25 protein-coding genes and 1 pseudogene are annotated in these 24,756 nt (G+C 67.3%); 23 read left to right on the top strand and 3 right to left on the bottom strand.

What is annotated here, in order from left to right:
• Positions 1 to 5 precede the first annotated feature (5 nt).
• Both mftF and mftG read left to right on the top strand, forming a co-directional pair.
• A complete protein-coding gene (gene mftF, locus ACJH6I_RS07210) occupies positions 6 to 1,424 on the top strand; it encodes a mycofactocin biosynthesis glycosyltransferase MftF (protein ID WP_226519501.1) in 1,419 nt (472 codons plus the stop codon).
• A complete protein-coding gene (gene mftG / locus ACJH6I_RS07205) occupies positions 1,421 to 2,830 on the top strand; it encodes a mycofactocin system GMC family oxidoreductase MftG (RefSeq protein ID WP_226519500.1) in 1,410 nt (469 codons plus the stop codon). Before mftF ends, mftG begins: the two co-directional genes overlap by 4 nt.
• Positions 2,831 to 3,098: 268 nt before the next feature.
• Here mftG and ACJH6I_RS07200 read toward each other — a convergent pair whose 3' ends face one another.
• On the bottom strand, positions 3,099 to 4,661 hold the full coding sequence (locus ACJH6I_RS07200) for an MFS transporter (RefSeq protein ID WP_226519499.1): 1,563 nt from the start codon (positions 4,659 to 4,661) through the stop codon (positions 3,099 to 3,101).
• A gap of 83 nt (positions 4,662 to 4,744) precedes the next feature.
• On the opposite strand from ACJH6I_RS07200, the gene ACJH6I_RS07195 reads away from it, so the two are divergent.
• Positions 4,745 to 5,386: a TetR/AcrR family transcriptional regulator gene (locus ACJH6I_RS07195; RefSeq protein ID WP_226519498.1), complete on the top strand. Its 642-nt coding sequence runs from the start codon at positions 4,745 to 4,747 to the stop codon at positions 5,384 to 5,386.
• Here the strand turns inward: ACJH6I_RS07195 and ACJH6I_RS07190 are convergent.
• Positions 5,352 to 6,602: a cytochrome P450 gene (locus tag ACJH6I_RS07190; RefSeq protein WP_226519497.1), complete on the bottom strand. Its 1,251-nt coding sequence runs from the start codon at positions 6,600 to 6,602 to the stop codon at positions 5,352 to 5,354. The two genes, ACJH6I_RS07195 and ACJH6I_RS07190, sit on opposite strands and share 35 nt — an antisense overlap.
• Positions 6,603 to 6,727: 125 nt before the next feature.
• On the opposite strand from ACJH6I_RS07190, the gene ACJH6I_RS07185 reads away from it, so the two are divergent.
• Positions 6,728 to 8,365, top strand: coding sequence for a carboxylesterase/lipase family protein (locus ACJH6I_RS07185; RefSeq protein ID WP_226519496.1), 1,638 nt, complete (start codon positions 6,728 to 6,730; stop codon positions 8,363 to 8,365).
• A 121-nt stretch (positions 8,366 to 8,486) separates the two neighbouring features.
• Positions 8,487 to 8,840, top strand: a complete 354-nt coding sequence (locus tag ACJH6I_RS07180; protein WP_226519495.1) for a nuclear transport factor 2 family protein — start codon at positions 8,487 to 8,489, stop codon at positions 8,838 to 8,840.
• On the opposite strand, the gene ACJH6I_RS07175 is transcribed toward ACJH6I_RS07180, so the two are convergent.
• Positions 8,837 to 9,310, bottom strand: a complete 474-nt coding sequence (locus tag ACJH6I_RS07175; RefSeq protein ID WP_226519494.1) for a hotdog fold domain-containing protein — start codon at positions 9,308 to 9,310, stop codon at positions 8,837 to 8,839. The two genes, ACJH6I_RS07180 and ACJH6I_RS07175, sit on opposite strands and share 4 nt — an antisense overlap.
• A 699-nt stretch (positions 9,311 to 10,009) precedes the next feature.
• Between ACJH6I_RS07175 and rpsJ the strand changes: the two genes are divergently transcribed.
• The 18 genes and pseudogenes from rpsJ (at position 10,010) to ACJH6I_RS07085 (ending at position 24,752) form a co-directional block, all read left to right on the top strand.
• Positions 10,010 to 10,315 carry a 30S ribosomal protein S10 gene (gene rpsJ, locus ACJH6I_RS07170; protein ID WP_003883485.1) on the top strand — a complete coding sequence of 102 codons (306 nt, stop codon included), beginning with the start codon at positions 10,010 to 10,012 and terminating at the stop codon, positions 10,313 to 10,315.
• A 13-nt stretch (positions 10,316 to 10,328) separates the two neighbouring features.
• Entirely contained in the window at positions 10,329 to 10,982 is a 654-nt protein-coding gene (gene rplC / locus ACJH6I_RS07165) for a 50S ribosomal protein L3 (RefSeq protein WP_073696999.1), read from the top strand.
• Entirely contained in the window at positions 10,982 to 11,629 is a 648-nt protein-coding gene (rplD, locus tag ACJH6I_RS07160) for a 50S ribosomal protein L4 (RefSeq protein WP_061002787.1), read from the top strand. Before rplC ends, rplD begins: the two co-directional genes overlap by 1 nt.
• Complete coding sequence (rplW, locus tag ACJH6I_RS07155; RefSeq protein ID WP_029119743.1) at positions 11,629 to 11,931, top strand: 50S ribosomal protein L23; 303 nt, start codon at positions 11,629 to 11,631, stop codon at positions 11,929 to 11,931. The genes rplD and rplW overlap by 1 nt, the downstream gene beginning before the upstream one ends.
• Positions 11,932 to 11,960: 29 nt before the next feature.
• Positions 11,961 to 12,797 carry a 50S ribosomal protein L2 gene (gene rplB, locus ACJH6I_RS07150; protein WP_061002785.1) on the top strand — a complete coding sequence of 279 codons (837 nt, stop codon included), beginning with the start codon at positions 11,961 to 11,963 and terminating at the stop codon, positions 12,795 to 12,797.
• A gap of 18 nt (positions 12,798 to 12,815) precedes the next feature.
• A complete protein-coding gene (gene rpsS / locus ACJH6I_RS07145; protein ID WP_020101403.1) occupies positions 12,816 to 13,097 on the top strand; it encodes a 30S ribosomal protein S19 in 282 nt (93 codons plus the stop codon).
• Complete coding sequence (gene rplV, locus ACJH6I_RS07140) at positions 13,097 to 13,561, top strand: 50S ribosomal protein L22 (protein ID WP_212806912.1); 465 nt, start codon at positions 13,097 to 13,099, stop codon at positions 13,559 to 13,561. The genes rpsS and rplV overlap by 1 nt, the downstream gene beginning before the upstream one ends.
• A complete protein-coding gene (gene rpsC, locus ACJH6I_RS07135; protein WP_061002779.1) occupies positions 13,561 to 14,376 on the top strand; it encodes a 30S ribosomal protein S3 in 816 nt (271 codons plus the stop codon). The genes rplV and rpsC overlap by 1 nt, the downstream gene beginning before the upstream one ends.
• Before the next feature lie 2 nt (positions 14,377 to 14,378).
• The gene (gene rplP / locus ACJH6I_RS07130) at positions 14,379 to 14,795 is read left to right on the top strand and encodes a 50S ribosomal protein L16 (protein ID WP_020101406.1); all 417 of its coding nucleotides are present in this window, start codon (positions 14,379 to 14,381) and stop codon (positions 14,793 to 14,795) included.
• The gene (gene rpmC, locus ACJH6I_RS07125; RefSeq protein WP_061002778.1) at positions 14,795 to 15,025 is read left to right on the top strand and encodes a 50S ribosomal protein L29; all 231 of its coding nucleotides are present in this window, start codon (positions 14,795 to 14,797) and stop codon (positions 15,023 to 15,025) included. Before rplP ends, rpmC begins: the two co-directional genes overlap by 1 nt.
• Before the next feature lie 2 nt (positions 15,026 to 15,027).
• Positions 15,028 to 15,324 carry a 30S ribosomal protein S17 gene (rpsQ, locus tag ACJH6I_RS07120; RefSeq protein WP_212806911.1) on the top strand — a complete coding sequence of 99 codons (297 nt, stop codon included), beginning with the start codon at positions 15,028 to 15,030 and terminating at the stop codon, positions 15,322 to 15,324.
• A gap of 116 nt (positions 15,325 to 15,440) precedes the next feature.
• Positions 15,441 to 16,604, top strand: a pseudogene (locus tag ACJH6I_RS07115) (cytochrome c biogenesis protein/redoxin); the annotation flags it as partial.
• A gap of 39 nt (positions 16,605 to 16,643) precedes the next feature.
• Positions 16,644 to 17,207: an ECF RNA polymerase sigma factor SigK gene (gene sigK, locus ACJH6I_RS07110; protein WP_226519493.1), complete on the top strand. Its 564-nt coding sequence runs from the start codon at positions 16,644 to 16,646 to the stop codon at positions 17,205 to 17,207.
• Positions 17,204 to 17,890, top strand: coding sequence for an RskA family anti-sigma factor (locus tag ACJH6I_RS07105; protein WP_226519492.1), 687 nt, complete (start codon positions 17,204 to 17,206; stop codon positions 17,888 to 17,890). Before sigK ends, ACJH6I_RS07105 begins: the two co-directional genes overlap by 4 nt.
• A 254-nt stretch (positions 17,891 to 18,144) precedes the next feature.
• Positions 18,145 to 20,043 carry a hypothetical protein gene (locus ACJH6I_RS07100; protein WP_318985761.1) on the top strand — a complete coding sequence of 633 codons (1,899 nt, stop codon included), beginning with the start codon at positions 18,145 to 18,147 and terminating at the stop codon, positions 20,041 to 20,043.
• 1 nt (position 20,044) lies between these two features.
• Positions 20,045 to 21,568 carry a hypothetical protein gene (locus tag ACJH6I_RS07095; protein ID WP_226519490.1) on the top strand — a complete coding sequence of 508 codons (1,524 nt, stop codon included), beginning with the start codon at positions 20,045 to 20,047 and terminating at the stop codon, positions 21,566 to 21,568.
• Entirely contained in the window at positions 21,565 to 23,064 is a 1,500-nt protein-coding gene (locus ACJH6I_RS07090) for a glycosyltransferase (protein ID WP_226519489.1), read from the top strand. Before ACJH6I_RS07095 ends, ACJH6I_RS07090 begins: the two co-directional genes overlap by 4 nt.
• Entirely contained in the window at positions 23,061 to 24,752 is a 1,692-nt protein-coding gene (locus ACJH6I_RS07085) for a glycosyltransferase family 39 protein (RefSeq protein WP_226519488.1), read from the top strand. The genes ACJH6I_RS07090 and ACJH6I_RS07085 overlap by 4 nt, the downstream gene beginning before the upstream one ends.
• Positions 24,753 to 24,756 lie beyond the last annotated feature (4 nt).

The raw sequence follows: 24,756 nt of genomic DNA, 5'->3' as shown, positions 1-24,756 counted from the left end.
GGACAGTGACTGGGCCGCGGCTGCCTGACGGCTTTGCCGTCCAAGTGGATCGCCGAGTCAAGGTGCTGGGGGAAGGCGCCGCGCTGCTCGGTGGCTCACCGACGCGATTGCTGAAGCTGGCTCCGGCGGCGCAGACCATGCTCGACCGTGGCCGCCTGGAGGTGCACGACGCCCAGAGCGCGCAGCTGGCCCGCACGCTGCTCGACGCCACGGTGGCACACCCCCGGCCGGCGACCGGGCCGTCGCACCTCGACGTGACCGTCGTGATTCCGGTACGTGACAACGCCGTTGGTGTCGCCCGGCTGGTGCGGTCCCTGCGCGGCATGCGCGTCGTCGTGGTCGACGACGGCTCGGTGGTGCCACTGCAGGCCGCGGACTTCTGCGACCTGGCCGGCCACTGCGACGTGCGGGTGCTCCGGCACGACGTCAGCCGGGGACCGGCCGCGGCCCGCAACACCGGGCTGGCCGCCTGCGAGACCGACTTCGTCGCGTTCCTGGACTCGGACGTGGTGCCCCGTCGCGGGTGGCTGGAAGCGCTGCTGGGGCACTTTTGCGACCCTGCCGTCGCGTTGGTCGCGCCGCGCATCGTCGGCTTGCACGAGCCCGACAATCTGATCGCGCGCTACGAGGCGGTGCGGTCGTCGCTCGACCTCGGCATGCGGGAAGCCCCGGTGGTGCCGTACGGCATGGTGGCCTATGTGCCGAGCGCGGCCATCATCTGCCGGCGGGCGGCGCTGGACCAGGTGGGCGGTTTCGACGAGTCGCTGCAGTCGGGCGAGGACGTGGACCTGTGCTGGCGGTTCATCGAGGCCGGGGCCCGGCTGCGGTACGAACCGATCGCGCTCGTCGGCCACGATCACCGCACCGCACTGCGAGAGTGGTTCACCCGCAAGGCCTTTTACGGTTCCTCGGCCGCACCGCTGTCGGTGCGGCACCCGGGCAAGACGGCGCCGCTGGTCATTTCCGGCTGGACGCTGGTGGTCTGGGTGCTGCTGGCCATGGGGTCCGGCGTGGGCTACCTGGCGTCGACCATCGCCGCCGCAATCACCGGCCGGCGCATCGCCAACTCGCTGCGGTCGGTCGACACCGAGCCGCGTGAGGTCGCTGCCGTCGCCGCGCAGGGACTGTGGGCCGCGGCCCTGCAACTCGCCGCGGCGCTGTGCCGGCACTACTGGCCGGTGGCTCTCGTGCTGGCGGTGTGTTTCCGGCGCTGGCGTCAAGTGGTGCTGATCGCCGCGATCGTGGACGGCGTCGTCGACTGGGCCCGCCGCCACCACACGGTCGACGACAACACCCAGCGCGTGGGCCTGCTGGCCTACCTGCTGCTGAAGCGCCTCGACGACATCGCCTACGGTCTCGGGCTGTGGGGCGGCGTGGTGCGCGAGCGGCATCTGGGTGCGCTCAAGCCGCAGATCCGGACTTGAGCCCACGTCGCGATGACGTCCTGATCGTCGGGGCCGGCAGCGCCGGCTGCGTTCTGGCCGAGCGTCTTTCGGCCGACCCCGGCTGTCAGGTGACGCTGCTGGAGACCGGCGGCACGATCCGCCCGGAACCGGGCTGGGTGCTGCCCATCGGCGTCGACAGCACGGTGGCGCGACAGCACCGCACGACGCTGACGCAGAACCCGGTGCGGTCCGCGGACATCGTGCGCGGGCGGGTGCTCGGCGGGTCCGGGGCGATCAATGGCGGCTACTTCTGCCGGGCCTGGCCGGCGGACTTCGCGGCCTGGGCGGTGCCGGGCTGGTCCTGGCCCGACGTCCTGCCGCACTATCGCGCCATCGAGACGGACCACGACTTCGGCGACGGTGCCGAGCACGGCGCGGCCGGCCCGGTCCCGGTTCGCCGTCTCAGCGAATTCGCAGCGTCCTCACAGGCTTTCCGTGATGCGGCGGGCGGCCGGTACCCCTGGATCGACGATCTCAACGCCGCGGCCGGGGTCCGGCCCGGCCTCGGTGCGGTGCCACTCAACATCGATGACACCGGCCACCGGCACGGTCCCGGCGAGGTCTACCTGACGGCCGCGCGCGGCCGCGACAACCTGACGGTGCTCGCCGGTACCCGCGGTCTGCGGGTGCTGTTCGACGGCCACCGCGCGGTGGGGGTCAGATGTCTCGGTCCCGAGGGAGTGGCGGACCGGTATGCCGACCGGATCGTGTTGTGCGCCGGGGCAATTGAATCCGCGCATCTGTTGCTGCTGTCCGGGATCGGCCCGGCCGCGCAGTTGCGGGGCGTCGGCGTGCCGGTGGTGGCGGACCTGCCGGTGGGGGCCGCGTGCGCCGATCATCCGGAATGGGTGGTGCCGACCACCTGGCCCGCCGAGCCCGGCCGCCCGCCGCTCGAATTGCTGCTCACCACTGAGGAATTGGAGATCCGGCCGTACACGTGGGGTTTCGCGGCCATGACCGGCGGGGTCGCCGCCGGTGCGGACCCGGTGCACCTCGGCATCTCGCTGATGCGGCCGCGCGCGCAGGGCCGGGTCCTGTTGGTGTCGGACGATCCCGACGTCCGTCCCATCATCGAACACCGCTATGACGCCGACCCGGCCGATGCCGCCGCGCTGCACGCCGGTCACGAACTGTGCCGCGACCTGTTCGGTGACGCCGTCGCCGGTGGCGAGCCCGCCTGGTCCACGGCGCAGCATCTGGCGGCCACGGCGCCGATGGGGGCCGACGGCGACGAGCGTGCCGTCCTCGATCCGCAGTGCCGGGTGCGCGGCGTCGACGGGTTGTGGGTGGCCGACGGCGCCGCGCTGCCCGGCATCACCGGCCGGGGCCCGCACGCGACCATCGTCATGCTGGCGCACCGGGCCGCCGGGTTCATCGCGTCCTAGGAGCGCGGGTCGGTAACGGTTCGGGTGGGGTGTAGCGCGAGCGTGCGGTCAGATCGCGAATTCGTGGGCAGAGGCGATCTGGTTGCACAGTCGGCCGCTAGGGGCTGGGCACTTGACAAGCAAATGCCTTGTGGGCGTTGACTGTGCACTGGCGCAGGAAAAGCTCGAGACCGAATTGCGTGGACGCACAGTCAATTGTGTTACCGACCCACGCCCTAGCCGCTGAGTGGTACCTGGCGCACGCGAATCGCGAAAATGCCTGTGCAGACTAGTCGTTGGGCGGTGTGCGGTCGCGGCCGGGCGCCCAGAATGCGATCAGTACGCCCGCGACCGCGGTGATCGACGCCAGCACCACGAGTGTTGTATGCATGCCGTGCAGGAACGCCACGCGGGCCACGGCCAGGAGCTGACCACCGACCGGGCCCAGATGGGGCGCCGCGGCCACCGCACCGGCCAGCGAGCCGCGTGCCGCGTCTTGTACCGGGGCCGGAAAACCGGCCGCGGCGGGCCCGATGTGTTCGGTGTATCCGGCTGCCAGGAGGGAGCCGGTCAGCGCGATGCCGAGGGCGGCACCCACCTCCCGGGTGGTGTCGTTGACCGCCGACGCCACCCCCTGTTTGCCGTCCGGTACCGATGTCATGATGGCGGAAGTCGTTGGCGCGGTGAATATTCCGACTCCGGTGCTCACCACCAGCAGCGGCCACGCCAGGGCCCAGTACGACGAGTCGATGCGCACCAGACATAGGGACAGCAGGCCGGCGGACAGCAGCCCCAGGCCGATGAGCACCACGAGGCGCAATCCCAGCTTCGGCAGGTACCACGACGACAGCGGGGACAGGATGAGCATCGGCACCGCCAGCGGGGACAGGGCCAGTGCCGTTCCCAGCGGGCTGTAGCCCATGACCAGTTGCATGAATTGCATCGCCAGGTAGAAGAAGCCGAACATCACCAGGAACAGCACCGTGATGGCCGCGGCTCCGGTGCCGAACTGGCGATCGAGAAACAGCCGCACATCCAGCAGGGGGTACCGGGCCCGGAGCTCGATGATCGCGAACGCCCCGGCCAGGATCAGGCCGCCGGCGATACCACCCAGCACCACCGGATGTGTCCAGCCCCGATCGGGTGCCGCGAGGATGCCGTACACCAGCGCGGCGACCGCGGCGGCGATGACGATCGCGCCGGCGACGTCCAAGGTGCGGGCCTCCGCATCGCGCGACGTCGTGATGGTCGTGCTCATGACCATCAGGACCAGTCCGGCGCCGGCGAAGGCCCAGAAGATCGACTGCCAGGGCCAGAAGTGCAGCAGCACACCGGATCCCAGCATGCCGAACACGCCACCACAGCCGGCCATCCCGGCCCAGATGCCCACCGCCTTGGTGCGCTGGTCGGCCGGGTACGAGGCGGTGATCAGGGACAGCGTCGCCGGCATGATGAAGGCGGCGCCCACTCCGGCGACCGCGCGGGCGCCGATGATGTGCAAGGGATCGGTGCTGACCGCCGGGACGATCGAGGCCGCCGCGAAGATGGCCAGACCGAACAGCAGGGCACCGCGCCGGCCGTAGCGGTCGCCGAGGGCGCCGGCGGGCAGCAGCAGGCAGGCCAGCGTCAGTGTGTAACTGTCGATGATCCAGGTCAGCTGGGTCTGGTTCGCCGACGTTGCCATGGCGATGTCACCGAGCGCGGTGTTGAGCGCGACCATCGACGAAATCACCACCAGCACACCGGAACACGCCACCAGAAGGGTCCAGGTGCGGTTCCGCGCGATGGGTGCGGCGGCCGTCGGCGGCGTGGTACCGGCCCGGGGGCTCACCACGCTCGCCTTGTCGGCCATGCGGCCACCTTCCGGTAGTTTCAAGACTGCTGATCTTCAAACGAGACTAACAGTCTTGTTTGGCGTCCGGAAGGTGAACTGCGTTGTCCAGCGAATACGGCGACCCCCGGCCGGCCCGGTCACGGGCGCGGCTCCTCGAGGCGGCGACCGCCCTCCTGCGCACCGGCGGTCCCAGTGCCGTGACCGTCGACGCGGTGATCCGCGCGTCCAATGTGGCCAGGGCGACGCTCTACCGGCACTATGCCAGCGGAAATGACCTGCTGGCAGCGGCATTTCACGCGCTCATCCCGCCGGCTCCCGTGCCGCTCGCCGAGGGGAACCTGCGCGAGCGGTTGATCGCGCTCGTGCGCGCGCAGGCGGAACTGATCGCCGAGGCGCCGGTCAGCCTGGCGGCCATGTCGTGGCTGACGCTCGGTGGCAACCTCGAACACCTGCCGTGGGGCACGGCGGGGACCGAGAGCATCGAGGTCCGTAACTTGCGGGAACGCGTGGCCGAGCAGTACGCCGCCCCGTTCGAGGCGGTGCTGTCCAGCCCCGAGGCTGTCGCCGAGTTGGGTGACGTCGACCGGGTCCGCGCCGCGGCGTTGTTACTCGGCCCGATCGTGCTCGGCAAGCTCAGCACCCTGCCCGACTTCGACTATCGCGAGATCGCCGTCGCCGCCGTCGACGGCTTCCTCGCGACTCATCGCATCAGCGCAGCGAGTACCGGATCGGCAGGTGCTTGAAGCCGCCGACGAACGTCGTCGCGGAAAGCTCCGGGGTACCGGCCAATTCGATCGAGTCCAGTCGGGGCAGCAGTTCGGAGAACAGGCTGTTCATCTCCATGCGCGCCAGTGCGGCACCCAGACAGAAGTGGACGCCGTAGCCGAACGCCAGGTGCTTGTTCGGCTCGCGCCCGACGTCGAACCGGAACGGATCGGTGAACACCTCTTCGTCGCGGTTACCGGAAACGTAAGCGAGATAGACGGATTCGCCCGCGGCGATCGGCACCCCGCGCACGACCGTGTCGGCGGTCGCGGTGCGCATGAATTCCTTCACCGGTGTGCTCCACCGGATCATCTCCTCGACGGCCGTGGACATCAGATCGGGATTCGCCTTCAGGCGGGCCAGCTCGCCGGGATTCTGGATGAGCGCATGCAGCCCACCCGAGATGGCGTCCTTGGTGGTGTCGTGGCCGGCGCTGGCCACGATCACGTAGTAGGACGCGGTGTCCATGTCGCTGAGCGGTTCGCCGTCGATGCGGCCGTTCGCGATCGCCGACGCCAGGTCATCGGTCGGGTTGGCCCGCCGGGATGCGGTCAGCGCGGCGAAGTACTGGAAGAAGTCGAGCAGCACGGCGAACAGCTCTTCCGGTGTCTGGCCGCGTGAGTACTCCTCGTCGTCGCCGCCGAACATCTCCTGCGTGAGGGTGTGCATGCGGTCGTAGTCCTCCTCGGGGAGGCCGAGCAGCGACATGATCACGTAGAGCGGGAACTGGATCGCGATCTCCTCGACGAAGTCGCACTCGGGGCCGATGTCGCGCATCCGGTCGACGTACCGCTTCGCGAGCTCGTCCACCCGGACCTTCAGGTCGCGCATGGCCTTGGGCCGGAACCAGTCGGCGCCGATGGCGCGGATCTTCCGGTGGTGCGGGTCGTCCATGTGGATGAGCGTGCGCAGCCCCATCCCCGCCTCGGCCTGCGCCTTCAGCAGATCTTCGGCGTCGGCTTTCATGAGCAGCGGGCGGGGCTCGCTGATGAAGAGGTTGTTGTCGCGCTCGATGGCCATGATGTCGGCGTGCTTGGTGATCGCCCAGAACGGCCGGTACGGCGGATTGTCAACCCAGGCAACGGGATTCGTAGCGCGGAGGCGGGTCAGGGCGGTGTGCAACCGGTCGTCGTCGGCGTAGGCGGAGGGGGCGGCGAGGACCTTCGCGGCCTCGTCGGTGGTGGGTGCAGTCATTGAACTCCTCACGCAGACGCAAACTTGACAGCTGTCAAGTGGAGTGTAGGTCGTTCGATGTCCGTTGGGGAGGGGGTCGCGCGAAATATTTCTGGGCTGCATTCGGTGGGCGTTCAGTACGCTGGGTGGTCGTGTCGTCCGCCCATTCGCCCAGACTGCTGCAGCGCGCTGCGGCAGTGGCTGCCGCGGTGCTGCTGGTGGCCGGCTGTGGCCTGGACTCGCACAGTGAAGGTGCGACGGTCGTCGCGCCCGACGCGGTGACCGCCGATCCGGCGCTGGTGCACACCGCATCGGGGACCGTCCGCGGGACGGTCAATCCGGACCTACGGTTCTTCGGTGGAATTCCTTATGCCGCACCACCATTGGGGCCATTGCGCTTCCGGCCGCCGGCGCCCGCGCTCGCGTGGGACGGGGCGCTCGACGGCAGCAAGCCGGGTGCGCGCTGCATCCAGGATCCCAAGGGCGACCTCGAGATGGGCCGCAACACCAGCGAGGATTGTCTGACGCTCAATGTCTGGACGCCGCCGGTGCGGGCCTCCGGTGAACGTCGACCGGTGCTGGTGTGGCTGCACGGCGGCGGGTTCATCAACGGCTCCAGCAGCATCTACAACTCGACTCGGCTGACCACACGCGGCGACGTCGTGGTGGTGACCGTCAACTACCGCCTCGGTGCGCTGGGTTTCCTGGCCCACCCCGCACTGGGTAGCGGCCCCGACGTCGGCAACTACGGGCTGGCCGATCAGCAGGCGGCGCTGCGCTGGGTGCGCGACAACATCGCCGCGTTCGGCGGCGATCCCGACAAGGTGACCATCGCCGGTGAATCCGCCGGCGGGATGTCGGTGTGCGACCACCTCGTCGCCCCCGACTCGGGCGGTCTCTTCCGCGGCGCCATCATCGCGAGCGGGCCGTGCCAGGCGCAGGGCGCACTACCGGAGGCCACGCGGGCGAGCCTGACCTATGCGCAGGCGGCGGGGTGCGGGGATGTGGCGGACGCCGCCGACTGTCTGCGCCGTCTGCCGGTCGACAAACTGCGAAAACCGGTGTGGTACTACGGGATCGGCGAGAACATGCTCAGCGGGCCCGTCTCCGGGACAACGCTGCTGCCGGTCGATCCGATGCGGGCCATCAGCGACGGCGCTGCGGCCCGGGTGCCGGTGATGATCGGTACCACCCGCGACGAGTTCACCCTCTTCGTGGCGCTGCAGTATCTCCGTGCCGGCAAGCGGTTCCATGCCGACGCCTACCCGCGCCTCCTGGAGTCGACGTTCGGCGCCGACGCCGGTGCGGTGGCCGAGCACTACCCGCTGGACCGCTACGGGGACAGCGCCGCGGTTGCCTATTCGACGGCAGTCACCGACGCCGCGTTCGCGTGCGTGGCCGACCGCATCGGCGACGCGCTGGTCGGCGATGCGCCGGTATATGGCTACGAGTTCGCCGACCCGGCGCCACCGACGCCGGATCCGTTGCGCCACTTGCCTTTCCCTGTCGGTGCCAGCCACTCGCTGGACCTGCGCTACATCTTCAACATGGGTGGCGCACCTCCGCCGACGCCGCCGCAAGTCGCCCTGTCGGATCAGATGATCGACTACTGGAGCTCGTTCGTCCGTGATGGCCGGCCGAGTGCCGACGGTGCGCCGGAATGGCCGCAGCTGGCCGGCGACGAGCATGACAGCCGCATGTCGCTGCGCCCCGATGGCAGTCGGTTGGTCACGGACTACGACCAGGTACACCAGTGCGCGTTCTGGGGGACTCTGCAGCACTGACTGCTACGTCGAACGTGGGGGATTCTGGTGACGTCAGCGGCGTGGCGTCTCGGCAGGTCGCACGCTCGACGCGCGGAAAATGCCTTGCCCGCCGAGGTTGCGTCCACTTCGATGGGGCGGCATGACGATCCGCGATGCCGACCGATTCGCCCGTGAGTGGTGTGCGGCCTGGAACGCCCACGACGTCGAGGCTGTCCTGGCGCATTTTCACGACGACGTCGTCTTCACCTCACCCGTCGCGGCGCGCGTGGTGCCCGAATCCGGGGGAGTGGTGCGGGGCAAGGACGCGCTGCGGCGGTACTGGACCACCGCGCTGGCCGCGGTGCCGGAGCTGCACTTCGAGATCGTGGCCACTTATATCGGGACGCAGGCGCTCGTCATCAATTACCGCAACCACCGCGGTCAGTTGGTCAACGAGGTGCTGATCTTCGACGGTGACCTGGTGCGCGAGGGTCACGGCACCTATCTCGATTAGGCGGGCGTCACCCACGTCGTGATGTCGGCGTGCACGACCTCCTCGCCCCGGGCGTCGACCACCGAGACCGATACGACGACGTCGGTGCCTCTCGTCAGCGTCTCGAAGTCGGGGACGTCGACCCGCGCGTGGGCCCGCAGTGAGGTGGTGGCCTTGGCCAGGTACCGCACGTTCATGGCCTTCGGGATCCAGCGGTGGCTCGTCGGCACGGTCGCTTCCATCGCCATGCCCATGGCAGCCTCGGCGGCGTTGCACGACGCGATGGCATGCACGGTGTGCAGATGGTTGTAGACGAAGAACCACTTCGGCACCGCCACCTCGGCGTAGCCCGGCTCCATCGTCACCACCCGGGGCAGGACCGACGCGAAGTACGGCACCCGCACCATCGCGGCCGCGGAGAACAGCAGGCTGCCGCCGGGCCGTCCGGAGAGCTGCTTCCAGGCGCGGTACGTGGAGCTCAGTGTCGACATGTCTCTACCTTACTCAACAGTAAGTTCAGTGCCGACGCTGATTCTGCGGCCTGGGCGCGGGGTACTCGCACTTGCTCGCCGTGCGCGCAGGCTCAACCCGACGTCGCGGTTGGCTCTGCGGCCCGGGTGCTACGTACTCGCACTTCTACGCCATGAGTGCAGAGTCAACGTGAGAAGCGCCCAGGCGTGCGTTGACCCTGTAGTTGGGGCGCACCCCACTTGAACTTTTGCGCCACCACTGCAGGATCAACCGGACCTCTGCGCCCACTCTCCAACCAGGGCGCGATCCAGTCGAACGTCAGCGCCGTCGCCGCAGAATCAAGGCAGATTCAAGGCAGAATGAACCCGAGGTCACCGCAGGACCGGCGGTAGAACCCGGGCGCGCCGAACTGCTCCGCAGTGGATTTGGAGCGAGCCCGGATCTGGGGCATACTGTTCGGGTTGCCTTGCGCCGGGTCCGCCCGCTGCGGGCATACGACCGGCGCCCATCTCGGGCGCATCCGGTCCCAGCATCGCCCACGATGGAATTTCCAACGCGGACGACTGTGCGCAAAGGCGACACGCCCGAGCGCGGGGGTCGGTGAACCACAGAAACGTAAAGAGCGGCGGCATAGCCAGCGCGCGCGATCGGGTATCCCGATGCGTGCGTATTGAAGACCAGGCCCGAGCACGGGCCCGTGAAAGTTAGGTAGGAGAAGCGTGGCGGGACAGAAGATCCGCATCAGGCTCAAGGCCTACGACCACGAGGCGATTGACGCCTCGGCGCGCAAGATCGTTGAGACGGTCACCCGTACGGGGGCAAGCGTGGTCGGCCCGGTGCCGCTGCCGACCGAGAAGAACGTGTACTGCGTCATCCGGTCTCCCCATAAGTACAAGGACTCGCGGGAGCATTTCGAAATGCGTACCCACAAGCGCCTTATCGACATCCTCGACCCCACGCCGAAGACCGTTGACGCCTTGATGCGCATCGATCTGCCGGCGAGCGTCGACGTCAACATCCAGTAGGAGACCCAGAAAAATGGCACGCAAAGGCATTTTGGGCACCAAGCTGGGCATGACGCAGGTGTTCGACGAGAACAACAAAGTCGTCCCGGTCACGGTCGTGAAGGCCGGCCCCAACGTGGTGACCCGCATCCGTACCACCGAGCGCGACGGCTACAGCGCCGTGCAGCTCGCCTACGGCGAGATCAGCCCTCGCAAGGTGAACAAGCCGGTCACCGGTCAGTTCGCCGCTGCAGGCATCAACCCGCGCCGGCACCTGGCCGAGCTTCGTCTCGACGACGAGTCCGCCGCTGCTGAGTACGAGGTCGGCCAGGAGCTGACCGCCGAGATCTTCGCCGACGGCGCATACGTCGACGTGACCGGCACCAGCAAGGGCAAGGGCTTCGCCGGCACCATGAAGCGTCACGGCTTCAAGGGCCAGGGCGCCGCGCACGGTGCCCAGGCTGTGCACCGTCGTCCCGGTTCGATCGGTGGCTGCGCCACCCCGGGCCGTGTCTTCAAGGGCACCCGCATGTCCGGCCGGATGGGTAGCGACCGCGTCACCACCCAGAACCTGAAGGTTCACAAGGTCGACGCCGAGAACGGTGTGCTGCTCATCAAGGGCGCCATCCCGGGCCGCAACGGTGGACTGGTGGTTGTCCGCACCGCAGTTAAGCGAGGCGAGAAGTAATGACTCTCAAGATTGACGTCAAGACCCCGGACGGCAAGAAGGACGGCTCTGTCGAGCTGCCCGCCGCGCTGTTCGACGTCGAGCCCAACATCGCGCTGATGCACCAGGTGGTGACGGCCCAGCTGGCCGCCGCCCGCCAGGGCACGCACGCCACCAAGACCCGGGCCATGGTGTCCGGTGGTGGCAAGAAGCCGTACCGCCAGAAGGGCACCGGCCGCGCCCGTCAGGGTTCGACCCGCGCCCCGCAGTTCACCGGTGGTGGCGTCGTCCACGGCCCGCAGCCGCGTGACTACAGCCAGCGGACCCCGAAGAAGATGATCGCTGCCGCCCTGCGCAGCGCGCTGTCGGACCGGGCTCGCAACGAGCGCATCCACGCGATCACCGAACTGGTGGCTGGTCAGAACCCGTCGACCAAGAGCGCCAAGTCGTTCCTGTCGTCGCTGACCGACAACAAGAAGGTGCTCGTCGTGATCGGCCGCAGCGATGTGGTCGGCGCCAAGAGCGTCCGCAACCTGCCTGGCGTGCACGTGATCTCGCCGGATCAGCTGAACACCTACGACGTGCTCAACGCCGACGACCTGGTGTTCTCGGTGGAGGCGCTCAACGCCTACATCACCGCCAACACGAAAGAGGAGGTGTCGGCCTGATGGCTACCGTGACTGATCCTCGCGACATCATCCTGGCCCCGGTCATCTCGGAGAAGTCCTACGGACTCATCGAGGACAACACGTACACGTTCATCGTGGCGCCGGAGTCCAACAAGACGCAGATCAAGATCGCTATCGAGAAGATCTTCGACGTGAAGGTCGACTCGGTGAACACCGCGAACCGGAAGGGCAAGCGCAAGCGCACCCGCACCGGTTACGGCCAGCGCAAGAGCACCAAGCGCGCGATCGTGACCCTGTCCGCCGGCAGCAAGCCGATCGAACTGTTCGGAGCTCCGGCCTGATCGGCCGGGAGTTAAGGGATTAACTGATAATGGGAATTCGCAAGTACAAGCCGACGACCCCGGGTCGTCGCGGTTCGAGCGTCTCCGACTTCGCCGAGATCACTCGTTCGACTCCGGAGAAGTCGCTGATCCGTCCGCTGCACGGCACTGGTGGTCGTAACGCGCACGGCCGCATCACGACTCGTCACAAGGGTGGCGGTCACAAGCGTGCCTACCGCGTCATCGACTTCCGTCGCCATGACAAGGACGGCGTCAACGCCAAGGTCGCGCACATCGAGTACGACCCGAACCGTACCGCCAACATCGCGCTGCTCCACTTCGTGGACGGCGAGAAGCGCTACATCATCGCCCCCAAGGACCTCAAGCAGGGCGACGTTGTCGAGTCGGGCCCCAACGCCGACATCAAGCCGGGCAACAACCTGCCGATGCGCAACATCCCGGCCGGTACCGTCATCCACGCCGTGGAGCTGCGTCCGGGCGGCGGTGCCAAGCTGGCCCGCTCGGCCGGTGTCAGCATCCAGCTGCTCGGTAAGGAAGGCGCGTACGCCACGCTGCGTATGCCGTCGGGTGAAATCCGTCGCGTCGACGTGCGCTGCCGCGCCACCGTCGGCGAGGTCGGCAACGCCGAGCAGGCGAACATCAACTGGGGTAAGGCCGGCCGTATGCGGTGGAAGGGCAAGCGCCCGACCGTCCGTGGTGTCGTGATGAACCCGGTTGACCACCCGCACGGTGGTGGTGAGGGTAAGACCTCCGGTGGTCGTCACCCGGTGAGCCCGTGGGGCAAGCCCGAGGGCCGCACCCGCAAGCCCAACAAGCCGAGCGACAAGCTCATCGTCCGCCGCCGGCGCACCGGCAAGAAGCGCTAGGCCGGAAAGGAATAGACGATGCCTCGTAGCCTCAAGAAGGGTCCGTTCGTCGACGACCATCTGTTGAAGAAGGTCGACGCGCAGAACGAGAAGAACACCAAGCAGGTCATCAAGACCTGGTCCCGTCGGTCGACCATCATCCCCGACTTCATCGGTCACACCTTCGCCGTCCACGACGGTCGCAAGCACGTGCCGGTGTTCGTCAGTGAGGCGATGGTCGGGCACAAGCTCGGCGAGTTCGCCCCGACGCGGACCTTCAAGGGTCACATCAAGGACGACCGGAAGAGCAAGCGCCGCTAATGACTACCGTTACTGAATACCCGTCCGCGAGCGCCAAGGCGCGCTTCGTGCGTGTGTCGGCGAGCAAGGCCCGCCGGGTCATCGACCTGGTCCGTGGCAAGAGCGTCGAAGAGGCGCTCGACATCCTGCGGTGGGCACCGCAGGCTGCCAGCGAGCCGGTCGCCAAGGTGATCGCCAGCGCTGCCGCCAACGCGCAGAACAACGAGGGCCTGGACCCGACGACCCTCGTGGTCGCCACGGTCTTCGCCGACGAGGGCCCGACCGCCAAGCGCATCCGGCCGCGCGCCCAGGGGCGTGCGTACCGGATCCGCAAGCGCACCAGCCACATCACCGTGGTCGTCGAGAGCCGTCCCGCGAAGGACAAGGGCTCGAAGGCTGCTTCGGCCGGTGCCGCGCGCGCTCGTCGTGCCCAGGGCAGCAAGGCCGCCGCTGCCAAGACCGAGACGAAGGGAGGCTCGGAGTAGTGGGCCAGAAAATCAACCCGCACGGCTTCCGCCTCGGTATCACCACCGAATGGAAGTCCCGTTGGTACGCCGACAAGCAGTACGCGGACTACGTCAAGGAAGACGTCGCCATCCGCAAGCTGCTGGCCACCGGCCTGGAGCGCGCCGGCATCGCCGACGTGCAGATCGAGCGCACGCGTGACCGCGTCCGGGTGGACATCCACACCGCACGTCCGGGCATCGTCATCGGTCGCCGTGGCACCGAGGCCGACCGCATCCGCGCCGACCTGGAGAAGCTGACCGGCAAGCAGGTTCAGCTGAACATCCTCGAGGTCAAGAGCCCCGAGGGCGTGGCCCAGCTGGTGGCGCAGGGCGTCGCCGAGCAGCTGAGCAACCGTGTCGCGTTCCGTCGTGCCATGCGCAAGGCCATCCAGTCGGCCATGCGTCAGCCGAACGTCAAGGGCATCCGGGTGCAGTGCTCGGGCCGCCTCGGCGGTGCTGAGATGAGCCGCTCGGAGTTCTACCGCGAAGGTCGCGTGCCGCTTCACACGCTGCGCGCCGACATCGACTACGGCCTTTACGAGGCCAAGACCACATTCGGCCGTATCGGCGTGAAGGTGTGGATCTACAAGGGCGACATCGTCGGTGGCAAGCGTGAGCTCGCCGCCGCCGCTCCCGCCGCCGACCGTCCCCGTCGGGATCGTCCGTCCGGTACCCGTCCGCGTCGCAGCGGTTCGTCGGGCACCACGGCGACCAGCACCGAGGCCGGCCGCGCTGTGGACGTCGCTGTTGAGGCCCCCGCCGGCGATGCGCCGTCGGAAGCAACGGAGAGCTAAGCATGCTGATTCCCCGCAAGGTCAAGCACCGCAAGCAGCACCACCCGGAGCAGCGCGGTATCGCCAGCGGCGGCACCTCGGTCAGCTTCGGTGACTACGGCATCCAGGCCCTGGGCCATGCCTACATCACCAACCGGCAGATCGAGTCCGCTCGTATCGCCATCAACCGGCACATCAAGCGTGGCGGCAAGGTCTGGATCAACATCTTCCCGGACCGCCCGCTGACCAAGAAGCCTGCCGAAACCCGCATGGGTTCCGGTAAGGGTTCGCCGGAGTGGTGGGTCGCCAACGTCAAGCCGGGTCGCGTGCTCTTCGAGCTCAGCTACCCCGACGAGAAGATCGCCCGGGAGGCGCTGACCCGCGCCATCCACAAGCTGCCGATCAAGGCACGCATCGTGACTCGAGAGGAGCAGTTCTGATGGCAGTTGGAGTTACGCCTGGTGAACTGCGTGAGCTCACCGAGGAAGAGCTGACCACGCGTCTGCGCGAGTCGAAGGAAGAGCTGTTCAACCTTCGCTTCCAGATGGCCACCGGTCAGCTGTCGAACAACCGCCGGCTGCGCACCGTGCGGCAGGAGATCGCGCGGGTCTACACGATCCTGCGCGAACGTGAGTTGGGCCTGGCGTCCGGGCCGGTTGGTAAGGATTAGTCATGGCAGAAACTAAGGGCCCCAAGCACACGCCGGCCACCGAGACCGAGCGCGGCAGCCGCAAGACCGCCATCGGCTACGTGGTGTCGGACAAGATGCAGAAGACCATCGTGGTCGAGCTGGAAGATCGCAAGATGCACCCGCTCTACGGGAAGATCATCCGGACCACCAAGAAGGTCAAGGCGCACGACGAGAACGGCGACGCCGGTATCGGCGACCGCGTCTCGCTGATGGAGACCCGTCCGCTGTCGGCCAGCAAGCGCTGGCGGCTGGTCGAGGTGCTCGAGAAGGCCAAGTAGGCCTTCGCACGTACATAGAACTGCCCCTCTCCTTCGGGAGAGGGGCAGTTTTGCATTCGGCGGGAAATTCCGGGCGGCAATCCAATCCGGATCGGCGCCGGCTCCGAATACGGGGCATGCACACACTCGTCCTCATCGGATTCCTCGGCGGACTGATCACCGGCATCTCGCCGTGCATCCTGCCGGTCCTGCCCGTGGTCCTGTTCTCCGGCACCAATCGCCGCCCCTATCTGGTGATCGCCGGACTCGTCCTGAGTTTCAGCGTGGTGACCCTAGTCGGGACCGTCGTGCTGCAACAGTTGCACCTGCCGGCCGACATCATCCGCTGGGCCGGCCTGCTGGCGCTCACGGCCATCGGTGTCGGGCTGATCTTCCCGCGCGTCGAGCGCCTGCTGGAAGCGCCGTTCGCGCGCCTGCCGCAACGTGACATTGCCGGCAGCCGTAAGGGTTTCGGCCTCGGGCTGGCGCTGGGCGTGCTCTACGCCCCGTGCGCGGGACCCGTGCTGGCGGCCATCGTGGTGGCCGGGGCGACCGGCCACATCGGGCTGGACACCGTCGCGCTGACCGCGTCGTTCGCCGTCGGTACCGCACTGCCGTTGCTGCTGTTCGCTCTGGGGGGACAGCGAGTTGCCGAGCGCATCAAGGCATTTCAACAGCGCCAGCGGCAGGTCCGGGTTGCTGCCGGGGTGGTCACGCTGGTCGCCGCGGTGGCGTTGGCGCTGAATCTGCCCGCCACGGTGCAGCGGAAGATTCCCGACTACACCGCGACGTTGCAGGCGCGCATCGCGCCCGCCGGCGTCGGCTTGTCGAGTTGTGCCGAAGGTGCGAGTGTCCTGCAGGACTGCGGTACCGCCCCGGACATCGTCGGCATCGACAGCTGGTTCAACACCCCCGGTGACGCGCCGCTCGATCTGAAAGCCTTGCGCGGCAAGGTGGTTCTCGTCGACTTCTGGACCTACACCTGTATCAACTGCCAGCGTGCGATCGAGCACGTCACCGGTTGGTATGACCGTTACAAGGACCAGGGCTTCACCGTGATCGGCGTGCACACGCCGGAATACCAGTTCGAGCACGACCGTGCCGGCGTCATCAAGGGTGCCGCCGACCTGCACATCAAATACCCGGTCGCCCTGGACAACTCATATGACACCTGGCACAACTACCAGAACCAGTACTGGCCGGCCGGCTACCTGATCGACGCCGCGGGCGTCGTGCGCCATCTCAAGTTCGGCGAAGGCGACTACGACGTCACCGAGGGCATGATCCGTGAGCTGCTCGCCCAGGCCAAGCACTGACCGATGCCGCTAGGCTGCTCGACGATGGCCGCATCGTCCGAGCATGCCCCCGATCTCGGTGCCCTGTTGCGCCGCGTCGCCGACGGGGACGACGACGCGTTCGCGTCGTTCTACGACGCGACCTGCGCCCGGGTGTTCGGCCTGATCCTGCGGGTGCTGCGGGACCCCGGCTACAGCGAGGAGACGACGCAGGAGGTGTACGCGCAGGTGTGGCGCTCGGCTTCCGCTTACGACTCCGCCGAGGGTTCGGCGCTGGCCTGGCTGATGACGTTGGCGCATCGTCGGGCGGTCGATCGGGTACGTGCGGAGGTCGCGGGTACTCGGCGTGAATGGGACTACGGCACAACGCATCTCGAGAGGCCGTCGGATGTGGTGGCCGAGGCGGCGGTGCGGGGCGACGATCGCCGTCGGGTGGTGGGCTGCCTCGGCACGCTCACCGGCGCGCAGCGTGAGGCGATCGAATTGGCCTACTACGACGGTCTGACGTACGTGGAGGTCTCCGATCGGCTGTCCACGAGTCTCGGCACGGTCAAAACGCGGATGCGCGATGCGCTGCGCAAGCTGCGTGATTGTCTGGGGGAGTCATGAGCGATCCGTCGGAATTCGAACTGCTGGAGCTGGCCGTGCCGTACGCGCTCGACGCGGTCTCCGATGCCGAGCGCGCGGAGATCGACCGGCGATTGGCTGAGTCACCCCAGCCGGTGGTGGCGGCATTCCGGGCTCAGGTGGCCGAGGCTCGGGAGGCCCTCGGGACACTGTCGGACGCCACGGCCGTGCCGCCACCGGCGGCGCTGCGAGATGCTGTTCTGCGCAGCAACCGGAGTCAGGTCCGCGAACATCGTTGGCGCAAAGCGGTTCTGGCGGCGGCCGCGATACTCGCCGTGGTCGGCAGCGCGTTCGCCGCGGGCTGGATGTTGCGGCCGCCGCCCGCGCCGCCGGTCGCCGAACAGGTGATCACAGCGCCGGACGTCCGCAGCGTCTCCACCGCCCTGCGTCCCGGTGGTACCGCGACCGTCGTGTACTCGCGGACGCGCGGGGACGGCATGGTGATGTTCGATGGCGCCGCGCCGCCCCCGTCGGGCATGGCGTACCAGGTGTGGCTGATGAAGGACGGTGTTCCGGTGCAGTCGGGTCCGCCGATCCGGGAGACGCGCACGGTCATGGTTTCGGACATCGGGCGGGCCACGGCGCTGGGTCTGACGGTCGAACCGGTGGAACGTGCGGCTCATACTCCGCCCGGTGACATGGTGGGACGGGTGGTGCTGCCCTGACAAGAGATGGGTCGCCCGGTTATTTCCCGAGCAGGCGCAAAACTGTCGACTCCCTGCTGAAATGGACAGTTCTGCGTCTGCTCGCTAATTGACCACGTCCCTCATCCGAATCGGGTGAGGGGCGATTCGAATTCCATGGGACCGCAGCGATTACGCCGGATTGATCAGATTCCGCCCCGCTTTCCTAATACTCTCCAACTATGAATTCGGTGCTGATTCGTTTGTCGAGGATTCTGATAAGCGGTTTATCGGTATTGGCGCTGGGTTTGGGCGGGGCGGCCGTCGTGCACGCGGCCCCCGGGGATGCTCCGGGCGGGACGTCGAATGCTGCGTCACTGTCGTTGGATTCACTGGGATTTGGCCGATCCCTGGCCTTTTACGGCCTGCAGGCGGACACGACGCTGACGTTGCCGGTGCCGGCTGGGCTGGTGCCGGTGGCGCTGAACGGTTTTGTCGACGCACCGCCGAACCTGCTCAGTGGCGTGGTCACCGTCATCCAGGATGATCGGACCATCGCCCGTGTCCCGCTGCCGACGGCGGACCGGGCACCCATCAGCATCCCGCTGGCCGGTGTGCGGATCGTCGACAACTCGGCGACCATCCGGCTGCATGTGAATCTGACGCCACCGCAGGACAATTGCGTTTTCGATCCGGCAAATCCGTTGCGCCTGAACGATATCGGTCTGGCATTCGCGGGTGCCGAAGCACCACCGCGGGCGGTCGGCGAGTTCCTGCCACCGGTGCTGCAACAGCTGACCGTATTCATTCCGAGTGCGCCGAGCTCGGTCGAGTCGGATTCCGCGGTCAAGCTGACGGCGTTGATCGCCGCGCATTACGGCAGGCAGCAGACGAGGATCACCCTGCGAACCCTGGACGGATCGACCGTACCGCCGGCAGCAGCCGCACCGTTCGAACGGCAGATCGTGATCCGCGAGGGCAAGGACACCGGTGTTGTGCTGCAACCGGGGCCTGGCTTCCCATCGCTGTTGATCACCGGCCCCTCCGGCGCGATCAGTAATCAGATCCGACTGATGACCAGCAAGCTGTGGACTCTGGCGTTGAGTTCGAAAGCCGTTGCCGGGCCTCTGGTTCCGGTCGCCCAGTTGGTTCCGGACCTCACCACCATCCGCGACCTGGGGCAGCCGGGCGTGAACGCGACGGCGCTGACCAACCCGCGGGTGGTGATCCCACTGGATCAGACCCGGATCGGCCGCGCAGTGCGGGGCGTCCGAGTGCATCTGCAGGGTTCGTACACGCCGCTGCCGTCGAATCTCGGCGGACAGGTCACCGTCGGCGTCGGCGGCAACAACCTGGTGCGCTGGGCGACGGACAACACCGGCACCATCGATCGCTGGATCGACATTCCCGACCGAATGCTGACCAGATTCACCGATCTAAATGTCGCGATCGAAGCGACCGGCAACACCGGGCGATGCGGGGAGTACCAGCCGATCACACTGACCATCGACGGTGCCACCGAGGTGCAGAGCGGACTGGCCGATCCACCTGTCCCGCTGGGCTTTCAGTCCTTGCCGCAGGCGCTGATGCCGCGGGTGCTGGTCGGCATGAAGGGCGGCAACGCCTTTGCCGACACCGCGCGCGCCGTCGAGATCGTGGCCGGCTTGCAGCGGCTGAGCGCACGTCCCCTGGACCTGGAGGTGGTGCCGTTCCCGCAGGCCCTCTCCGCCGCGCAACCGGCTCTGCTGATTGCGGCGGACGGCTGGGATCAGAACGACCTCACATTGCCGGTATCGGCCGGTGCACAGGGGCCCATCACAGTTGCGGCCAGCGACGGCGCGGGAGGACCGGCCACGTTGACGCTGGACCCGGCGCAGCGCTTCGGCTCGCTGCAGACGCTTTACCACGGCGGCCGGGTGCTGTTGGTCGCGACATCGAACGGTGATGCCGCCCAACTGGATTCGTTGTTGAGCTGGCTCGGGCGGGATAACCAGACCTGGTCGGCGCTGGACGGCATGGCACTGGTGGCGATGCCGGGCCATGACCCGGTATTGGTCAAACCCGACCCGACGCAGGCGCAGGCCCCGTCTCCGGGCCTGCCGGCGTGGGCGCTGTGGCTCGGTGGTGGGGTGGTGGCAGCGGGCGCCGCGGCGCTGGGCCTGGCGCTGGTGCGCCGCCGCAAGAAGGCCGACTGACGTGACCGCCCCGGCGCCGGCGGCCCCGGAATCCGCCGAGTGGGAACCGTCGCGGTTGGGCTCCTGGGCGCGCGGGCCGGTGGGCCGGTTGGTGCTGCGTTGGGCTTTCATCGGCGCGATGACCGGGCTGGCGTTTCACCGGAGCTTGGCGGAATTGGCGCGGGCCACCCGGGGCGAGAGCCTCAACGGCTACATCTGGATGCTGTTCGCCGCGTGCGTGCTCGCCGCGGTCGGCATCGCCCGCCGCGAACGTCACGAGTTGCCCATCCACGACCGGCAGACCGACATCATCGCCGGCGCCATGGTCCTGGGGATGGCGCTGCTGATGCACGGCGTACTGCTACCGCGTTACTCGTTGTACTACCCACTGTTGCGGCTGGATCTTGTCGCGTTGTGGCTGTTCGTGCTGGGCAGCGCCATCGTGATGTTCGGACTGCGCCCCATCATCCGCTACGCGTGGGTGTGGGCGATGCCGGCGCTGGTCATGCCACTGCCGTATCACGCATTGGTCGTGCTGTTGGGCAACACCCGGTGGGCCGATGCCGTGGCCGCCGTCCCGATCACCATGTGGGCGGCCTGGATCTGCACCAGACGCACCCCGCGCCGCGGAATGATCGGGGCGGCAGGCGCACTCGTGGTGACCGTCGCCGTCGCGACGGTGATGACGTTGGTGGTACCGACCGCTCCACTGTTCCTGTACCAGACCATTCCGGCGACGACAGCCCTGGTCGGGACAGCAGCAGCCATGTTCATCTACGCCCGGCAGACGGAGTCGGTCCGATTCGTCGAGAGCCGAGTGGAACCGTTGGCCACCCGACAAGCGTGGCTGGCCGTTCCGATGGTAGCTGCGGTGGCCGTGCTGTTGTCGTTCGTCCGTCTGCCCATCGAGATCCGGCCGAGCGAGATGGCGCTGTCGGATGCGTCTTTCGGCCGGCCGTTGGTAGTCCCGGCCGGCTGGCACCAGACGGATGTGCACGAATACCCGAAGGTTGCCGGCCTGTACGGCGACGACAGCCGCTTCATCCGGCAGACGATCGTGGCCGATTCAGGAAATCTGAAGTGGGACAAGCGTTCTGCACCAAGGCGGGTCTGGATCGACGTGGTGTCGACGGATCGGCCGGAGACACTCAACGTCTATCCGAGCCTCACGCTCTATCCGTTGCCGCGAGCCAGGATGAGCGCGCCGCGGATCGTCGATCTCGGCTCAGGTGTGCTGGCTCAGGCGTATTCGATCACCGATGACGGATCCCTGGTCACGTGGAACATCGTGATGTGGACCTGGCGGGCCGGGACCTCGGCCCAGCGGGTGATGGTCTTCGCCGTCGACAACCACGACGACACCGCTCCGGTGCCGGAGCCCGGCCATTCGATTCCCGCGGTACTCAGGTCGATCGTGAATGTGCTGTTCCGGGGCAACGCGGCCGTGACCAACGCCAACGCGCAGTTCAAGGACCTCGAGATGCTGACCGAGGTGTCACGGAAACTGGTTGTCGCTCAACTTGCTTCATCGGCGGGCGCCCGATGAAGACGAAATATGACGGCAGGCCCGTCCTCTCGGTCGACACCGTCACCGAGGAAGAGAAGCAGCGGGCCCTGCACCGGGCCGTCAACGGCCTCCGGGACGACGATCCGGTCCGGTCGGCCTCGGTCGCGGTGCTGGGCTGGCAGAAACGCGCGCTGTGGGTGCTGCTCGGGTTGACGGTGGTCGCCGCGGTCCTGTTTCCCAAGGCGACCGCGGTGACATTCGTCGGGTTGTGCACGGCGGCCTACGTCGTGTCGATGGTCGACCGGATGCTGACCTTCCGGGCCGGACTGGCGTCACGCGCGATCGTGATCCCCGACGAGGTGGCCCGCGCGATTCCCGACGCCGATCTGCCGGACTACACGATTCTGGTGCCGGCCTACAACGAGCCCGAGGTGGTGGCACACCTGGTGGGTTCCATGGCGGCACTGGAGTATCCGCGCGACAAGCTCCAGGTGCTGCTGTTGCTGGAGGCCGACGACGATGTCACCATCGCCGCGGCGAAGGGTTGCGCAGACATCGACTACGTGAGCATTCTGCTGGTGCCGCCGGCCGAACCCAGGACCAAACCCAAGGCGTGCAACTACGGCCTGCAGTTCGCCACCGGTGAGATCGTCACCATCTATGACGCCGAGGATGTTCCGGAGCCGCTCCAATTGCGCAGGGTGGTGGCCGCTTTCGATCAGTTACCCGAGAACACCGCCTGTGTGCAGGCCAAACTGGCCTATTACAACGGCCACCAGAACATGCTGACCGGCTGGTTCACCGCGGAGTACGGGCTGTGGTTCGGCTATCTGCTGCCCGGATTGATGCGGACCAACTCGCCGATTCCGTTGGGCGGCACCTCGAATCACCTGATGCACCGGGTACTGGACACCATCGGCGCCTGGGATCCGCACAATGTCACCGAAGATGCCGACCTGGGCCTGCGGATCGCGGCGTCGGGTTACCAGACCGCTGTCGTGGATTCGGTGACGCTGGAAGAGGCCAACAGCGATCCGATCAACTGGGTGCGGCAGCGGTCGCGATGGCTGAAGGGCTACCTGCAGACCTGGCTGGTGCAGATGCGCCGGCCGGTGAAGCTGTTCCGGACCTTGGGTTTCCGCAATTTCGTCCGGTTCAATGTCGTGCTGTTCGGTACGCCGATCATCGCGGTGCTCAACCTGCTGTTCTGGTTCATCACGGTGCTTTGGTTCCTCGGGCAGCCGGCCGCGATCGAAGCCGTGTTCCCTTGGTACATCTACTTTCCCGCGCTGGTGGCGTTGTCGATCGGCAATATCGCCACCATCTACATGAGCCTGATCTCGCTGCGCGAGGACGACCGGTCGGATCTGTTGTGGCCGGCGCTGACTGTGCCGCTGTTCTGGCTGATGATGAGCGTGGCGGCAGCCAAGGGGGCGTATCAGCTGATCCGCAATCCGTCGTACTGGGAGAAGACCTTCCATGGGTTGACCGATGTTGCGGTTGACGCCGGCAAGGATGCGGCGGTCCCCGAGTGAGCGGCCGGTCGCTGTCGGACAGCCGTGTCCGGTGGTTCGCGTTCGTACTCAGCTTCGCCTGCTACGTGTCGGTCGGGTACTGGCTGCAGGTGCGCCACGGATTCATCATCGGCGACTCCCTCGCGCGAGTGGAAGCTGCGCAGAGTGTGCTGTTCAGTCGTTCTCCGCACGTCGCGGCGATCGGCTTCATCTTCACGCCATTGACCGCGGCACTGCAGATTCCGCTGGTGGCGCTGGGCAATATCTGGCCGCCCATGGCCGAACGCGCGTTCTCGGGCACGCTGATGTCGGCGACGTTCATGGCCGGCGCCGTGGTCCAGATTCTGGGTATCGGCATGGACCGCGGGCTCGCACGCTGGTTCGTCCTGACCGTGGCCGCATTGTTCGCCTTGAACCCGATGATCGTCTTCTACGGCTCCAACGGCATGAGCGAGGCGCCGTTCATCTTCTTCATCGTCTGGGCGACGCGCCGGCTGATCATGTGGATGGTCGACGACGACGTCCACCATCTGATTGCCGCGGGCGGTGTGGCGATGGGACTGGCGTACCTGACCAGATACGACGCTGTCGCCGTGATCGCGGTGGCCGGGTTCCTGGTGGTCGGGACGACCTACCTGCGGGCGCGGAAATCGCCCCGGTTCAAGCGGGCCCTGCTTGACATGATTCTGGTGAGTGGCCCGGGCACGTTGGCGTTCGTCGGCTGGGCGGTGGCGAGCTGGCTGATCACCGGATTGGCGTTCGCGCAGTTCAGTTCGCAGTACGGCAATTCATCGATCCTGGCGCAGGAAGGGGCGGGCTCTGCACCGCCGAAACTCGAGGCGCTGCTGTATTCGCTGACGTCCATCACCTTGCTGTCGGTCACGTTGGGCCCCTTGCTCATCTGGGCGGTCGTGGCGCGTTGGGGCCGGACATACTGGACCATGCTGGTCGCCCCGGTCACCTTGTTCGGCGCTGTGCTGGGCTTCCAGGCCTACACCTTCTCCAAGGGCGCGACGTTTCCGTTTCTGCGGTTCTACATCGCGGCGATCCCGTTCGCCGCGACCATCGCGTTCTTCTGTGTGCGTAACGGGCGGCTGCGGACCCCGGTGCGGCTCGGCAATTATGCGGTGCGGGAAGCGGATCCATCGTTGGCAGCGGGGAAGAAGCGAACGTGGGCGTATGTCCTGTCGGCGTTGTTGTTGGCGGCGAGTCTGCCGGTTGCGGGCTGGGGGATGACCTCGGCGAAATATGCGCCGCAGGAGTACGGGATGGGTGCACTGTTCGCCGGCCCGAATGCGAGCGGCCAACGCAATCTCGACCAGCGCCGATTGGCGGCGACGTTCTCGACCGAGCGCGATATCGCGCGCTATCTGGACCGGATCGACCTGCCCGACGGCTCCATCCTGGCCGATCCGGTGTACGCGTTCGCGATCATCGTGGCATCGCGACATCCCAAACGGTTCGTGGTGCCATCCGATCCCGATTTCGTCGCGATGCTGAATGATCCGACGGCAAATCGGGTGCGTTACATGCTCGCGGTGCCGAACAAGGGCCGGGGCGCCGCCGACGCGCTCAATCAGCGGTATCCCGCGCTCTACGAGACCGGATCCGACGTTGCGACGCTGGAGCTGGAAGTGCCGAACGCCGGTAAGGATCAACCGGTTTGGCGGTTGTACCGGGTCAACGATCCGGTGTCGATCACCGGCTGACCCG

The organism is Mycobacterium sp. SMC-13 (assembly GCF_045311035.1).
GTDB lineage: Bacteria > Actinomycetota > Actinomycetes > Mycobacteriales > Mycobacteriaceae > Mycobacterium.
The sequence above is the reverse complement of the archived record's forward strand: the minus strand, read 5'-3'. Positions and strand labels throughout refer to the sequence as shown.